Here is a 14,358-nt window from a genome sequence, read left to right on the forward strand (position 1 = left end):
GGACGGGTGAAGTCTTCGATTGAAGGAACGGGAGCATGGCCAGCATCGGACCGGTCATTGGCGTGAATTATCGGCGCAAGCGTCAACAGGCGGGTGGCAAAGATGAGGGCGACGATTTGATTCCTTGTCATGCCATGGTTCTCTTGCGCCTCATATGACGGCCTTGCGCATGCTAACCGGAAGGACGAGACGATGCTGGCTTGTCAATTTGGCGATGCTGCGGTGCAGCGCAAACCGCATGCGATCGCGCTCGCAGAGCATGCCACTTGGATGCGGCGGCGGCGGTCAACTTACCTGGTATGCGATCGATGGCATCGACCACTTGCACACAAGGCAAGTGGCGTAAAGGGATTGTGAGGCGTACCACTTCCCGGACATGGCAGTGGTACGCGAGCTCTGCCGCGAGGTGCTGTAAAAAGGCCACTTTTTTCCATGCGAAGCGGCGTCGCGAAAACGGATTTCAGAGGTTTGGACGGCCATAAAGTTCTGATACCTTCGCAGGATGACAACCGAAACTCCTTCACGGCGAACCAAGATCGTCGCCACCCTGGGACCGGCCACGGATGTGCCCGGCATGCTGCAGAAAATCATCAGCGAGGGCGTCGATGTCGTTCGACTGAACCTCTCGCATGGCCAGCCGGACGATCACCGGGCGCGCGCCAACGCGGTGCGCGAAGCGGCGGCAAACCTCGGTCGCGAGGTGGGCATCCTGGCCGACTTGCAAGGCCCGAAGATTCGTGTCGAGCGTTTCGCCAATGGACCGATTCAGCTGATCGAAGGGCATTCGTTTGTACTCGATTGCCGTCCTGATGCGCCGGCCGGCGACGAATCACACGTGGGTGTGAGTTATTACGACCTGCCCAGGGATGTCAACGCAGGCGATGTGTTGTTGCTTGATGATGGACTGGTCGCTTTGACGGTCGAGGAAATCGTTGGCAGCGAGATTCGATGCAAGGTACTGATCGGCGGCAAGCTGTCCGATCGCAAGGGCCTCAATCGCCAAGGCGGTGGTCTCTCAGTCGATGCGCTTTCGGATAAAGACAAGGCGGACATCAAGCTGGCCGCCGAGATCGGTGCCGATTTCCTCGCGGTGTCGTTCGTGCGCTCGGCCGCAGACATGGAGCAGGCGCGCCGCCTGTTGCACGAGGCGGGCGGCAACGCAGGCCTGGTGGCCAAGATCGAGCGGGCCGATGCCATTCCTGTGCTTGCAGAGATCATCGATGCCTCGGACGTGGTGATGGTCGCGCGCGGCGATCTGGGTGTGGAAATTGGCGACGCCGAACTGCCTGGTCTGCAAAAGAAAATCATTCGTGAGGCCGTGCAGCGTAACCGCGCGGTTATTACCGCGACCCAGATGTTGCAATCGATGGTGCGCTCGCCGATTCCCACGCGCGCCGAGGTGCTGGACGTAGCTAACGCGGTGATCGATGGCACTGATGCTGTGATGTTGTCGGAAGAGTCGGCCGCCGGCGCTCATCCTGACAAGGCGGTCGCAGCCTTGCGGCGTATCTGCCTGGGTGCCGAGCGTCAGTTCGAGCCCAAGGAAGATCTCGCCTCGGCGGGTCACCGTCTGGATCGTACCGACCAGGCCATTGCCCTGGCCGCGATGGTCATGGCCAGCGAGGTTGGTTGTCGCGCGATCGTGGCGTTGACCGAATCCGGTGCCACGGCCCAGTGGCTGTCCCGTTATCGCAGTGCCGTGCCGATCTACGCGCTTTCGCCGTTCGCCGATGCACGTCGCCGCATGCTGATGCTGCGCGACGTGCAGCCGGTGGAATTCACCCACGGTGGCCAGACCATGGCTTCGTCGGCGCGCAAGGCCGTGCAGGAACTTTTCGCCCAGGGGCGCCTGGCCGAAGGCGACCGTGTGGTCGTGACCCATGGCGACCATGTCGGCCGCGGCGGTGGTACCAATACCGTCAAGTTGCTCGCGGTCGGGGCCGAAGGCATGGTGGAAAGCCTGCGCGACCTGTGATGTGCCAGGGCAAGGGGGCGTGCCGTACACTCGGCACTCCCCTAGCACGCAGGAAGCCGTGATGATGCCCCTCCTTTCACGTATCACCCGTGGTCTGGCCCTTGCCCTGCTGGTGGCACCGGCCGTGCCCGCGCTGGCCCAAACGACCCAATTTCGCAAGGTCCCGCCCGAGCGGCTTGAAAACTACTGGATCGTGCTCAACACGCAGGTCGATGCCGACATGCCCAATACCGGTCGCAACCTGGACAAGCCCGGCTGCGTGGCGGTGAGCTATGTGATTGGGTCCGAAGGCAATCCAACGAATATCGAAGTCGCCAAGGTAGTGCCAGACAGCGACCTGGGCAGCGCGGCCAAGAGCATGGTGGCCCGCTTCCACTACGGCCCGTCGTTGAGCAACAAGGATGACCGCCAGCCGATCGCCACGTACTACGTGGTGTCGTTCAACCTGCCCAGTGACCCCGCGCAGGCCAAGCAGATCAGTGCTGCCTGCCAGCTCCCTGGCTATCACTGAGAAAGCTGACCAGGTGGTCTCCAAGGGCCAGCCAAGCCCGGCGGTGGCGTTCGGGCTATAATCAGCCGCTTTCAGCCTTGCCGGCCAGCCTTGGCCGGCTTTTTGTCATGTTGCGCAGCAGCATTCCTGCGCGCATTCAGCGGAGTCGTCAATGAGCATCGAAGATCTCGAAAGCATTGCCCTGGCCATGGTTGCGCCGGGCAAGGGCATCATCGCCATCGATGAATCGACCAACACGATCAAGAAGCGTTTCGAGGCCGTCGGCATCGACAATACCGAGGAAAATCGTCGCGCCTACCGTGAGTTGCTGCTGACCACGCCTGGCCTGGGCGAGCACATCTCCGGTGCCATCCTGTATGACGAGACCATTCGCCAGTCCACCAAGGACGGCATACCGTTCACTCAGGTCATGAAGAAGAACGGCATCATCCCGGGAATCAAGGTGGACAAGGGCCCGGTGGCCCTGGCCGGTTTCCCGGGTGACGTGGTCACCGAAGGCCTGGACGGCCTGCGTGAGCGCCTGCAGGAGTACGCCAAGCTGGGTGCCCAGTTCGCCAAGTGGCGCGCCGTGATCAACATCAGCGAAGACAACCCCAGCTCCACAGCCATCGAGGCCAATTGCCATGCGCTGGCCCGTTATGCGGCGCTGTGCCAGGAAGCCGGTCTGGTGCCGATGGTGGAGCCGGAAGTCATCATGGATGGCGAGCACACCATCGAGGTCAGCTACGAAGTGCATGAGGCTGTGCTGCGCAGCCTGTTCAATGCCCTGTACGAGCAGAATGTGCTGCTGGAAGGCACCATCCTGAAAGTGAGCATGGTCATTGCCGGCAAGGACTGCGACGAGCAGGCCGATGTCGAGGAAGTGGCAGAAGCCACCGTTCGCGTGCTCAAGACCACCGTGCCGGCCACGCTGCCGGGCATCGTGTTCCTCTCCGGAGGCCAGACCGATCAGCAGTCCACGGCGCACCTCAATGCCATGAACCGCATGGGTCCGCATCCGTGGCCACTGTCCTTCTCCTACGGACGCGCCATGCAACAGGCTGCGCTCAAGCTGTGGTCCAAGGACATCAAGGCAAATGTGGCCGAAGCCCAGAAGATCGTCCATGCTCGCGCCAAAGAAAACGGCCTGGCCGCGCTAGGGCAGTGGAACGGCTGATTTTGATTCAAATCGCTCGCTTTGCTCGCTGTGAGATCAGCGGCCGAAGCGGCCTGTGAAAAGTAGAGAGTAAAAAAGCCCGCGAGCTCAATGAGCCGCGGGCTTTTCGCTTGCGCTTGCTATTTTTACTCGCTACAGCTTGCAAAGTGGGCGATGTCACAGGCCGCCAAAGCGGGTAGACCTCACGCCTCAGAACCGGTACTCGGCGCTGATCGAGACCATGTCGGTGCTCAAATCCACGTTGTGCTTCTTGGCATCGTAGTAGTCATAGTTGATACCGACGCTCACGTTATTGGTGAAGTCGTAGCCAACGCCCGCGCCGGCATACCAGCTGGTGTCGTTGAGATTGTGTCGGCTAGGCAGATCATCGTTGCTCAGGCCGTGACCGCGCCAGCCGTAGATACCACCACGTGCACTCAGGTACCAATTCGGCGTCAGGTTGAAGTGGCCGTTCACGCCGGCTGTCCACCCATGCAACTGCGATTTGGTGCCGTCGACGACAGGCCGGCTGTTGAAGACATTCTTGGCGTGGATGTTGCCGAGATCGTTGTAACCGGCTTCCACACCCAGCGCCACTGACGGATTCACGGCCCAGCGATAGCCGCCGTTGAGCGCGTAGCCGGTGTCGTGATCGTCATAAGGGCCCTTGTCGATCGAGGTGCGGCCCACGTTGCCATTGATGAACCAGCCACCGTTATCGGTCTTGGCATCCTGGGCAAAGGCAGCGGGCACGGACAGCAGGCCGGCAGTGGCGAAAGCGAGGGCAAGCAGCGTCTTTTTCATGGAGATTCTCCTGTTATACGGGTGTAGCTCATCGGCACGAAAGGGGGAAGCCGATGAACCACGCACATGCGTGTTGCGATGTGCTGACCGTTAGATGGAGACGCTGTCAGATGATTCAATACTCAGAAGTACAGTATTAAGAATCCATTAATGCTTCTGACTGAGCTTGCTAGATAAATAAGTAAATTCAAAGAGTTGAAATTTATTCAAGCGCCACCTGAATGCCACTGGCATGAAAGCGCTTGCTGGCGTCCAGCTTCAACCCACGTGACGGCTCGAAGTAGGCGTAGTCCGAGCCCACGCGGATGCGGCGTGTGAAGTGGTAGCCACGATAGTGCCGATCGGAGCCCTGACGGGATGAAGCTGATGTTTGCGTTGCTAGATCATGCCAGGTAGGGGGTTTGGCTGATAATTCCCGCGCCGAGGTTGCCGACCATGGCAGAGTCATCGCGCAGAGAAAAAGTAGTCCGATATGTTTTTTCATGCACCTTCTCCTTGGTATGGCTCTGTATCGGGTTGGAGCGACTTCCGGTGTAGTGCAATTTGCGACTGAATCGCAAGCGCGTCACATTCGATTTCATACCGCGCAACGTTCCTGGGTGGATGGGATCTCGAAAAATCTTTCCTATTCATCATCCAGGCGAATGCCAGGATGTAAGTCACCGGCCTTGATGGTTCGGCAGGCACTCGATCGCGGCTACCGATCCCTCGGAGGATCCGTTGATGTGACGACGTCGATGAGAGGCTTTTCGAGGTGCCCTTAGATCTCCATACCCTCAGGTTTCCATAAATAACGCCAACGTTTTGCACGTTCAATTGACGTACGCCGCGTCCTAACGTAGGCCCGAGCGCGCGCATAAAAAAACGGGCCCGAGGGCCCGTTTCTTCAGTCGACTTGCTCGGCTCAGAAGCGATATTCGCCCGAGAGCGAAACGATACCGGTCGAACGCTTCAGGTCGGACTCAGTAGCACCCGTGGCGGTGTCGATGAGCTTGCCAGCATTGGCATGGAAGTAGTCATACGACACACCCACACCCCAGTGCTGGTTGATATCCCAACCGGTACCCAGGCCGGCATACCAGCTACCACGACCAGCGCGGCCGCCCGTGGTCACACCCAGCGCAGCCGACTCATCCGCGGTGTAGCGATGATCATAGTTGTTGGCGTGGAAGTAGCCGCCGCGGGCACTCAGGTACCAGCCGTCGACCAGGTTCATGCGGCCGTTCACGCCCACCAGCCAGCCACGCAGGGCATTGGTGGTGCTGGACTGATTGACCGGCTGCGAATTGAAGACGTTCTTGACGCGGAAGTTGCCCAGGTCAACGTAACCCGCTTCCAGGCCCAGGCCGAAATCCTGGCCAACCTTCCAGCGGTAACCGCCAGTCAGACCGTAGCCAGTGCGACGACCGCGCTCACCCTTTGTGAAATTGAAGCTGTCCAGGTTCTGGCCAAAACCACCATTGCCGCCGCCGGTGCGACCGACATTGGCGTCGATAAACCAGTTACCCGAGCCAACCGGCTGACCAGGCTGGAAGTGATCCTGATCGGGACCGGTATAGGTTGGCGCATAGCCCGTGTTCGAATTGGCTTGCTGGGCAAACACGGCGGGGGCGGCACTAAGGCCAGCGGCCGCAAACGCGACGGCGAGTAGCTTCTTATTCATCGGGGACTCCTAATTTTTTATCTGGATCCAGCCCGCATCGCCGAAAACAGGGGAAGCGATACAGGGTTGGTGACTGCAGGGGTTTGCAGCACCGTGGTTATTAGAAAGACCTTTTCCTGAAGGGTTTCAAAGTCGGAAGAAATTAATTAAGGCCGCGTTAATTTGCTAAGCATCGTTTCCACATGATCTGCACGAAACGGCGACAGCTTCACATCGAATCGGCGACAATGGCGTTTTTTCGCGTTGCCCTCTTCAGGAGAACGATAGATGCCCACCCGTCGCGAACTCGCCAACGCCATCCGCGCCCTTGCCATGGATGCCGTGCAGCAGGCCAATTCCGGCCATCCCGGCATGCCGATGGGCATGGCCGATATCGCCGAAGTCCTGTGGAAGGATTTCCTGCACTACAACCCGACCAATCCGAAGTGGGCCAATCGCGATCGTTTCGTGCTCTCCAATGGTCACGGCTCCATGCTGCAGTACGCGCTGTTGCACTTGACCGGGTTCGACCTGCCCATGGATGAGCTCAAGCGCTTCCGCCAGTTGCATTCCAAGACCGCCGGCCATCCGGAAGCCAGCGAAACCCCTGGTGTCGAAACCACCACCGGCCCGCTGGGGCAAGGTTTTGCCAATGCCGTGGGCTTCGCCCTTGCCGAGAAGATTCTCGCCAACCATTTCAACAAGCCCGATCACACCATCGTCGACCACCACACGTATGTGTTCATGGGCGACGGTTGCATGATGGAAGGCGTTTCGCACGAAGCCGCCTCGCTTGCCGGCACCTGGCAGTTGGGCAAGCTGGTCGCAATCTACGACGACAACAACATTTCCATTGATGGTGAAGTCCCGGGCTGGTTCACTGACAACACACCCGAGCGTTTCGAAGCCTACGGCTGGAACGTGATCCGCCACGTTGATGGTCACGATGCCGATGCAGTGAAGCAAGCTATTGCGCAGGCCACGTCGCAACATGACAAGCCGACGTTGATCTGCTGCAAGACCATTATCGGCTTCGGTGCGCCGCACAAGCAGGGCAAGGAAGAAAGCCACGGTTCGGCACTGGGCAAGGACGAAGTCGCCGCCGCACGTGAGCAACTGGGCTGGAAATACCCGCCGTTCGAGATTCCGCAGGAAATCTACGCCGCCTGGGATCACAAGCGCGAAGGTGCTGCCGCCGAGCAGGCGTGGAATCAGGCGTTCGACAAGTACGCTGCCGCGTATCCGGAGCTGGCTGCCGAATTCAAGCGCCGCATGGCTGGCGAACTACCCAAGGACTGGGCCGAAAAGTCGCAGGCGTTCATTGCCAAGATGCAGGCCGACGGTCCGGATGTCGCTTCACGCAAGGCTTCGCAGATGTCGCTGGATGCATTCGGTCCGCTGCTGCCGGAACTGCTTGGTGGCTCTGCCGACCTGGCCAGCTCCAATCTCACTAAGTGGAAGGGCAGTCTGGAAGCGGCCGTTGGCAATTCCAGCGACGGCAAAGGCAACTACGTGCACTACGGCGTGCGCGAATTCGGCATGACCGCGATCAGCAATGGCATATCGCTGCATGGTGGTTTCATTCCGTACGACGCCACGTTCCTGGTGTTCTCCGATTACGCCCGCAACGGCGTACGCATGAGCGCGCTCATTCCCGCACACAATATTCATGTCTACACGCATGATTCGATCGGCCTGGGTGAAGATGGCCCGACGCATCAGCCGGTCGAGCACCTGGCCTCGCTGCGCCTGATTCCGAACAACCAGCTGTGGCGCCCATGCGACGCGGTGGAATCGGCCGTCAGCTGGAAGGTGGCGATCGAGCGCAAAGACAACCCGGCATGCCTGGTGTTCTCGCGCCAGACGCTCAAGCACCAGCAGCGTACCGAGCAGCAGCTCGCGGACATCTCGCGTGGCGGCTACGTGTTGTCCGACCCCCTGGATACCAAGTTCAAGGCCATCCTCATTGCCACCGGCTCGGAAGTGGAACTGGCGATGGAGGCATCGCGGACGCTGGCGCAGCAAGGCGTGCCGGTACGCGTGGTGTCGATGCCGTGCACCGAGTTGTTCGATGCGCAATCGCCCGAATATCGCGAGAGCGTGCTTCCCGGCTGGTGTCGCGCACGCGTGGCCGTGGAAGCGGCCAGTGCCGACTACTGGTACAAGTACGTGGGTCTGGATGGTGCGGTGATCGGCATGACCACCTTCGGCGCATCCGCGCCTGCCGAAAAGCTTTTTGATTACTTCGGTTTCACCGTGCCGAACGTAGTCGACGCGGTGAAGAAAGTCATTGGCTGACCTGACAGTCGGTTGCAAACGAAAAAGCCGCGAAGCATCGCGGCTTTTTCGTTGAAGCGGTCATTATCCAGCGATGCCGGAGTGTCCGGTCACGACAACAGGGCCAGCAGTTCCTGCGTATCGGCGGCGATATCGTGAGCGCCTGCCGCTTCCAGTTCGGTACGGTCACCGAAACCCCATAGCACGCCGATGCTATGGACCTGGTTGGCGATGGCGCCTTCGATGTCGTACTTGCGGTCACCAATCATGACCGCCTGCGATGCGTCTATGTCGAAATCGATCAGGGCCGCGGCGATCATGGAAGCCTTCTCGCTCATCGCGCTGCGCGCATCGGGGTTGTACATGCGCACGAATAAAGATCCGAAGGGCAGGGCGGCAATGATCGGCGCTGCGTTTTCCAACGTCTTGCTGGTGACAATGGCCAAGGTATGCCCCGCTGCATGCAAGGCCCGCACGAGTGCCTCGATGCCCGGATAAACCGCATATTCGCGATGCCCATGCGTCTGGAAGCGCTCGTGGTAGTGCTGCACGGCTTGCTCGATACGCTCGGCGTCATGATCGAGCAAGGGGGCGAAGTTGTGCCTCAGTGGAGGGCCGATCCAGTGACGCAACTCGGCATCACTGGGAATGGCTGCTTTCATCTGGGTCAATGCATGGCGCACGCAGCCGAAGATGCCTTCCTCGGAATCGATCAGCGTGCCATCCAGGTCGAACAGGCAAAGCATTGTGTCTTACTCCGATGCGCGCGCTTTCAGAGCCGCGACGGCGGGCAGTTCCTTGCCTTCGAGGAATTCGAGGAAAGCACCACCCCCCGTGGAGATGTAGGACACCTGGTCTTCGATACCGTACTTGTCCACGGCGGCCAGCGTGTCGCCGCCGCCGGCGATGGAGAACGCCTTCGAGGCGGCGATCGCGCGCGCCAGCGTTTCGGTGCCATGGCTGAAGGCATCGAATTCGAACACGCCCACCGGGCCATTCCAGACGACGGTGCCGGCCTTGGCGATCAGCTCGGCATATTGCTTGGCCGTGGCTGGACCGATGTCCAGGATCATCTCGCCGTCCTTGACTTGATCGACCGGCTTGATCGTGGCCGACGCATGGGCGGAGAACTCCGGCGCGACCACCACGTCCACCGGCAGCGGCACATCGGCCTGGCGACCCTTGGCGATCTTGGCAACCTTTTTGGCCGCATCGATCAGGTCGGCCTCATACAGTGAGTTGCCCACGCCATAACCGTTGGCGGCGATGAAGGTATTGGCGATGCCACCGCCGACGATGAGTTGATCAACCTTGCCGATCAGGTTTTCCAGCAGTTGCAGCTTGGTGGAAACCTTCGAGCCAGCCACGATGGCAAGTAGCGGACGGGCGGGGTTTTCCAGTGCCTTACCCAGCGCGTCGAGTTCGGCTGACAGCAGCGGACCGGCACAGGCGATCGGGGCAAACTTGATCACGCCATGCGTGGAGGCCTGCGCGCGGTGTGCGGTGCCAAAGGCATCCATCACGAAGATGTCGCACAGCGCGGCATACTTCTTGGACAGGGTCTGGTCGTCCTTGCCCTCACCGACGTTCATACGGCAGTTTTCCAGCACCACGACTTCGCCATCGGCAACATCGACGCCGTCGAGGTAGTCACGGACCAGGCGAACCTCCTTGCCCAGCTTATCGCCCAGCCAACGGGCCACCGGGGCGAGCGAGGATTCTTCATCGAACTGGCCTTCTTTCGGCCGCCCCAGGTGCGAAATGACCATGACCTTCGCGCCGGCATCGCGTGCCGCCTCGATGGTGGGCAGCGAAGCATCCAGGCGCTGGGTGGAAGTGATCTTGCCGTTCTCGATCGGCACGTTCAGGTCTTCGCGGATCAGTACGCGCTTGCCGCGTAGATCCAGGTCGCTCATGCGGGTGATGGACACGATGGCTATCCCTTTAAGGCGTTGGAAGGATGCACGCCTGCCAAGGGCGTGAACTGTGCATTGTCCCGCCGGCCTTCAGGGGATGCAAATTGGCCGGTTATGCTGTGCTCTTCCTCATCGCCGACGGTGCATGCATGTCCGACATCACGCTGTATGGCTACTGGCGCTCCAGTGCGGCCTATCGCGTCCGTATCGCCCTGAATCTCAAGGGTGTGGGTTACCGCGATCATCCCGTTCACCTGATCCAGGACGGCGGCCAGCAGCACCGGCCCGAATACCACGCGCTCAATCCGCTCGACGTGGTGCCCACCTTGATCCATGGCCGCGACGTATTGACGCAGTCGATGGCGATCATCGAATACATTGACGAGATATATCCCGATCCGCCGTTGTTGCCCGTGGATGCGCTGGGGCGCGCTCGGGTGCGTGCGCTGGCACAAGTGATCGGGTGCGACGTGCATCCGGTCGCCAATCTGCGCGTGTTGCAATATCTGGAGAAGCAGTTCGGCGACAAGGCCGATAAGGCCGAGTGGTCACGCCACTGGATCGTGGCGGGCCTGGCGGCCTTCGAACAACTGGTGGCTGGCGATCGGCGTACCGGACGCTTCTGTCATGGCGACACGCCGGGCATCGCCGATCTAGTGCTGGTGCCGCAGTTGTACAACGCCGTGCGGTGGGGTGTGCCGCTGGGCGACTATCCGACCCTGCTGCGAATCAAGGCTGCATGCGACGAACTGGAGGCATTTGCCAGGGCGGTGCCCGAGGTGCAGAGGGATGCCCCGTCGATAGCGAGCTAAATAGCTCGCTATGCTCATTCGAGGCCGATGGCGTTGCCGCCTGTCAGGAGTGACGGGTCAGGGGCTGAAAACCATGAGCTGCCAGGCATCAGCCCGGTTTTGCGACTCACCCCCCCCGACCATCCCTACTCAGAACCCCAGCCCATAGGGGTCGCTGCCCATCAGTTCTGTGCTCTGGCTGCCACCGCCCTCGGACAGGCGCACCTTCAAGGCCAGTCCGTCGCGCGAATCAGCCTTGTTCAGTGCCTCGTCCAGTTCCACACGGCCTTCCTTGTACAGGCGATAAAGCGATTGGTCGAAGGTCTGCATGCCTTCCTGGAGGCTGCGATCCATGGCTTCCTTCATCTCGTGGATCTGGCCACGTCGGATCATGTCGCGGATCAGCGGCGTATTGAGCAGCACCTCGGTGGCGGGGATGCGACGACCGTCCTTGCCCAGCACCAGACGTTGGCTGATGACCGCACGCAGGTTCAGCGCCAAGTTCATCAGCACGTTCTTGTGGGCCGATTCCGGGAAGAAATTGAGGATGCGTTCCAGGGTCTGGTCTGCATTGTTCGAACGCAGCGTGGCCAGGCATAGGTGCCCGGTCTCGGAGAAGGCGATGGCCGCCTCCATGGTATCGGTGTCGCGGATCTCGCCGATCATGATCACGTCCGGCGCTTCACGCATGGCGTTCTTGAGCGCCTCGTGATAACTGTGGGTATCCAGGCCCACTTCGCGCTGGTTGACGATCGACTTCTTGTGGCGATGCAGGTATTCGATCGGGTCCTCGATGGTGAGGATATGTCCGGAGCTGTTCTGGTTGCGGTGGTCGATCATCGCCGCCAGGGTGGTGGACTTGCCCGAGCCGGTGGCACCGACCACAAGGATCAGGCCGCGAGGCTCCATGATCAGCTCGCGAAAGATGCCTGGCAGCTGCAACTGATCGATGCTGGGGATTTCGCTCTTGATGGCACGGATCACCATGCCCACTTCGCCGCGTTGCTTGAAGACGTTGATACGGAAACGGCCGGCCTCCTTGACCGCCAGTGCCATGTTCAGCTCCAGGTCGCGCTCGAACTGGGGCACCTGGCCTTCGTCCATCAGCGAGTAGGCGATCTTCTTGACCATGCCGCTGGGCAGGCCGGTATTGCCCAATGGGTAGAGCTTGCCCTCGACCTTGATGTTCACCGGGGCGCCTGTCGTCAGGAACATATCCGACGCGCCCTTGTCCACCATCAGCTTAAGGAAGTAACCGATATCCACGTGAATCCCCTGTTATAGCCCGGTGCACGAATCCGTCACTCCATCGGCCGGTTCGTGCCTTTTATTTAGTATTGCGTTGCAATCGGCGATTATGCCCGCCCACAATACGCTGTGACACTCTTAGAGGAATGAGTGATGGTGCACATCTTCTCCCCGCGAATGGGGCGCTCCAGGCGCGTCCGGACCGCGGTTTCGACCCTGGCGCTAGCCTCGGTGATGGCTACGCTGGCTGGCTGCGCAAGTGTGCCGCCGCCCGATGGGTCGATGAATCTGGCGCAATCCCAGTTGCAGTCGGCGCGTGACGCTGGCGCGGCCGACTACGCGCCAGTCGACCTGGGCTTCGCCCAGAGCAAGTTCCAGCAGGCCCAGGCCGCCATGGCCAGCCGCAAATACGAGGTGGCGGCCCAGTTGGCCGATGAGTCGCGTGCCGACTCCGAACTGGCCAGGGCCAAAGCCCGCCTGGCCGCCGCACGAGCCCAGATCCAGCAGAAGACCAGCGACAACGACCGTTTGCGTCAGCAGATCGAGCAGGCGCACGCCCATGACAACGATCCGCCGCCGCCGATTTCCATGCCCGCGCCGGCCGATAGCACGGGCTTGCCGGCTGCGCAGCCGATGGAAGACCTGCCGGCCCCGTCGTCGTCGCAATTGTCGTCTCCGCAAGACCAGGGCCAGGGCACCCAGACCCTGCCCGACCAGACCTTGCCCGATCCGAACCACCAGGGAGGCCAGCTGTGAAGCGCCTTACCACTACCCTCAGCCTGTTCGTACTGGCGCTGGCCGTCACGGGCGCCCATGCCGCCAAGGACGACATGGACGTCACGCGGCTGACCAACAACCTGAACCAGCTGTCGAACGACCCCAACCTGGGCAACTACGCCCAGGCCGAGCAGGCCCGCGCCCGCGACGCCATCAGTCGCTTGTCCCAGGCCAAGTCGAAGGATCGACCGCATCTTCAGTACATCGCCGAGCGCCAGGTGGACCTGGCCCGGGCCTCCGCGCAGTTCCAGGTGTCGCAGATCAAGTTGAACGAGCTCGACCGCGAGCATGATCAGATTCAGCTCGAAGGCAGTCGGCTTGACGCCGAGCAGGCCCGACGCGAACTCGATCGTGCCCGCTTGCAGTTCCAGGCAGCGCAGGAAGAGGCTGCTCGCCTGCAGGAGCAGGGGCAGGCGTCCGCCGCCGCGGCAGAGCAGGCCAAGGCCGAGGCCGACCAGGCTCGTCGTCTGGCGGCGGCCCAGAGCAAGGTGGCCAACGCAGCCAAGCGTGAAGCCGAGCTGGCGGCCCAGGCTGCCCGTGCCCTGCGTGCCCAGCAGCAAGGTGGCGACACCTCGACTCCGGCGCCGAAGAAGAAGTCCAAGGGCGGCTGAACACGTAGAACTGCCACTCTGATATACGCTCCATGCAAAAGCCTGTTTCGACAGGCTTTTTGCTTTTTCGCGCGCGGATTCAAACACTTCGCGCTGGCGCTTGCATGCCCGGAAAAGCGGGAGTAGCGTCGAGCTCCCATGGGGCACTTTCCGAGCGCCATGGGCACTGACCTGAATCATGCGCGCACCTACTTCGACTAACAGCCATCTCCCGTACTGCGGACGGGGGTGCGTGTGGTCGCGCATGGCCATCACCGTTGGCAGGCGCACCAGTCCCGTGCCTGCCGCCCCTAACGAGGAGGTCGGACTATGTTCGAAAACCAGCAGCGTGAAGATGTCGAAGCCTTGTTGAAGACCGATGTCGAGTTTCGCCGGCTCTATCAGCGGCACCGGGAACTCGATAGCAAGGTCCATGACGCCCAGATCGGGGTACTCCCGATGGATGACCTCACGCTTCGTCACATGAAGACTCAAAAGCTTCAAGCAAAAGAGCGATTGCAGAAGATGTGGGACGTCAAGCACACCGCGCACTGACGCTGCACGTTTTCGTACAGGAATGGCCCCGGGGCGCTGATGGCGACCGGGGTCATTGCTTTTTTGAGGCCGCTCAAGCGCGCGGGTTATCATGGTCACCATGGCTGCGGCGACATGACCTGCGGCAGACAACTACC

14 protein-coding genes are annotated in these 14,358 nt (G+C 60.8%); 8 read left to right on the forward strand and 6 right to left on the reverse strand.

Going from position 1 to position 14,358, the window contains the following annotated elements; all coding sequences use genetic code 11:
* Nucleotides 1–502: 502 nt before the first annotated feature.
* The 3 genes from pyk (at nucleotide 503) to VF436_RS10125 (ending at nucleotide 3,642) form a co-directional block, all read left to right on the forward strand.
* Nucleotides 503–1,975 carry a pyruvate kinase gene (gene pyk / locus VF436_RS10115; protein WP_330903894.1) on the forward strand — a complete coding sequence of 491 codons (1,473 nt, stop codon included), beginning with the start codon at nucleotides 503–505 and terminating at the stop codon, nucleotides 1,973–1,975.
* A 61-nt stretch (nucleotides 1,976–2,036) separates the two neighbouring features.
* Nucleotides 2,037–2,486, forward strand: coding sequence for an energy transducer TonB (locus tag VF436_RS10120; protein ID WP_330903895.1), 450 nt, complete (start codon nucleotides 2,037–2,039; stop codon nucleotides 2,484–2,486).
* Between the two features lie 151 nt (nucleotides 2,487–2,637).
* Nucleotides 2,638–3,642 (forward strand): class I fructose-bisphosphate aldolase, encoded by a 1,005-nt coding sequence (locus VF436_RS10125; protein ID WP_330903896.1) that lies wholly within the window; start codon nucleotides 2,638–2,640, stop codon nucleotides 3,640–3,642.
* Nucleotides 3,643–3,831: 189 nt separating this feature from the next.
* Here the strand turns inward: VF436_RS10125 and VF436_RS10130 are convergent, their stop codons facing one another.
* From VF436_RS10130 to VF436_RS10140, 3 genes are all read right to left on the reverse strand, one after another.
* Entirely contained in the window at nucleotides 3,832–4,425 is a 594-nt protein-coding gene (locus tag VF436_RS10130) for a porin family protein (protein WP_330903897.1), read from the reverse strand.
* A 202-nt stretch (nucleotides 4,426–4,627) separates the two neighbouring features.
* The gene (locus VF436_RS10135; RefSeq protein WP_330903898.1) at nucleotides 4,628–4,909 is read right to left on the reverse strand and encodes a hypothetical protein; all 282 of its coding nucleotides are present in this window, start codon (nucleotides 4,907–4,909) and stop codon (nucleotides 4,628–4,630) included.
* A 420-nt stretch (nucleotides 4,910–5,329) separates the two neighbouring features.
* Nucleotides 5,330–6,088 (reverse strand): porin family protein, encoded by a 759-nt coding sequence (locus tag VF436_RS10140; RefSeq protein WP_330903899.1) that lies wholly within the window; start codon nucleotides 6,086–6,088, stop codon nucleotides 5,330–5,332.
* Nucleotides 6,089–6,355: 267 nt separating this feature from the next.
* Here VF436_RS10140 and tkt point away from each other — a divergent pair, with 267 nt between their 5' ends.
* Entirely contained in the window at nucleotides 6,356–8,365 is a 2,010-nt protein-coding gene (gene tkt, locus VF436_RS10145; RefSeq protein ID WP_330903900.1) for a transketolase, read from the forward strand.
* 89 nt (nucleotides 8,366–8,454) lie between these two features.
* Here the strand turns inward: tkt and VF436_RS10150 are convergent, their stop codons facing one another.
* Complete coding sequence (locus VF436_RS10150) at nucleotides 8,455–9,090, reverse strand: HAD hydrolase-like protein (RefSeq protein WP_330903901.1); 636 nt, start codon at nucleotides 9,088–9,090, stop codon at nucleotides 8,455–8,457.
* 6 nt (nucleotides 9,091–9,096) lie between these two features.
* On the reverse strand, nucleotides 9,097–10,275 hold the full coding sequence (locus VF436_RS10155) for a phosphoglycerate kinase (protein WP_330903902.1): 1,179 nt from the start codon (nucleotides 10,273–10,275) through the stop codon (nucleotides 9,097–9,099).
* Nucleotides 10,276–10,409: 134 nt separating this feature from the next.
* On the opposite strand from VF436_RS10155, the gene maiA reads away from it, so the two are divergent.
* The gene (maiA, locus tag VF436_RS10160; protein WP_330903903.1) at nucleotides 10,410–11,072 is read left to right on the forward strand and encodes a maleylacetoacetate isomerase; all 663 of its coding nucleotides are present in this window, start codon (nucleotides 10,410–10,412) and stop codon (nucleotides 11,070–11,072) included.
* A 129-nt stretch (nucleotides 11,073–11,201) separates the two neighbouring features.
* On the opposite strand, the gene VF436_RS10165 is transcribed toward maiA, so the two are convergent.
* On the reverse strand, nucleotides 11,202–12,317 hold the full coding sequence (locus VF436_RS10165) for a PilT/PilU family type 4a pilus ATPase (RefSeq protein ID WP_330903904.1): 1,116 nt from the start codon (nucleotides 12,315–12,317) through the stop codon (nucleotides 11,202–11,204).
* Between the two features lie 264 nt (nucleotides 12,318–12,581).
* On the opposite strand from VF436_RS10165, the gene VF436_RS10170 reads away from it, so the two are divergent.
* The 3 genes from VF436_RS10170 to VF436_RS10180 all read left to right on the forward strand — a co-directional run bounded on the left by VF436_RS10170 (nucleotide 12,582) and on the right by VF436_RS10180 (nucleotide 14,221).
* A complete protein-coding gene (locus VF436_RS10170) occupies nucleotides 12,582–13,055 on the forward strand; it encodes a DUF4398 domain-containing protein (protein ID WP_330903905.1) in 474 nt (157 codons plus the stop codon).
* Entirely contained in the window at nucleotides 13,052–13,687 is a 636-nt protein-coding gene (locus VF436_RS10175; protein WP_330903906.1) for a DUF4398 domain-containing protein, read from the forward strand. The genes VF436_RS10170 and VF436_RS10175 overlap by 4 nt, the downstream gene beginning before the upstream one ends.
* Before the next feature lie 309 nt (nucleotides 13,688–13,996).
* Nucleotides 13,997–14,221, forward strand: coding sequence for a YdcH family protein (locus VF436_RS10180; RefSeq protein WP_330903907.1), 225 nt, complete (start codon nucleotides 13,997–13,999; stop codon nucleotides 14,219–14,221).
* The last annotated feature ends 137 nt before the right edge of the window (nucleotides 14,222–14,358 follow it).

Source organism: Dyella sp., assembly GCF_036384435.1.
Taxonomy (GTDB): domain Bacteria; phylum Pseudomonadota; class Gammaproteobacteria; order Xanthomonadales; family Rhodanobacteraceae; genus GSA-30.

Coding starts and splice junctions, on each gene's coding strand:
- VF436_RS10150 (WP_330903901.1), bottom strand. CDS start 9,090: ATGCTTTGCCTGTTCGACCTGGATGGCACGCTGATCGATTCCGAGGAA.
- tkt (WP_330903900.1), top strand. CDS start 6,356: ATGCCCACCCGTCGCGAACTCGCCAACGCCATCCGCGCCCTTGCCATG.
- VF436_RS10140 (WP_330903899.1), bottom strand. CDS start 6,088: ATGAATAAGAAGCTACTCGCCGTCGCGTTTGCGGCCGCTGGCCTTAGT.
- VF436_RS10125 (WP_330903896.1), top strand. CDS start 2,638: ATGAGCATCGAAGATCTCGAAAGCATTGCCCTGGCCATGGTTGCGCCG.
- VF436_RS10170 (WP_330903905.1), top strand. CDS start 12,582: ATGAATCTGGCGCAATCCCAGTTGCAGTCGGCGCGTGACGCTGGCGCG.
- pyk (WP_330903894.1), top strand. CDS start 503: ATGACAACCGAAACTCCTTCACGGCGAACCAAGATCGTCGCCACCCTG.
- maiA (WP_330903903.1), top strand. CDS start 10,410: ATGTCCGACATCACGCTGTATGGCTACTGGCGCTCCAGTGCGGCCTAT.
- VF436_RS10120 (WP_330903895.1), top strand. CDS start 2,037: ATGATGCCCCTCCTTTCACGTATCACCCGTGGTCTGGCCCTTGCCCTG.
- VF436_RS10180 (WP_330903907.1), top strand. CDS start 13,997: ATGTTCGAAAACCAGCAGCGTGAAGATGTCGAAGCCTTGTTGAAGACC.
- VF436_RS10130 (WP_330903897.1), bottom strand. CDS start 4,425: ATGAAAAAGACGCTGCTTGCCCTCGCTTTCGCCACTGCCGGCCTGCTG.
- VF436_RS10135 (WP_330903898.1), bottom strand. CDS start 4,909: ATGAAAAAACATATCGGACTACTTTTTCTCTGCGCGATGACTCTGCCA.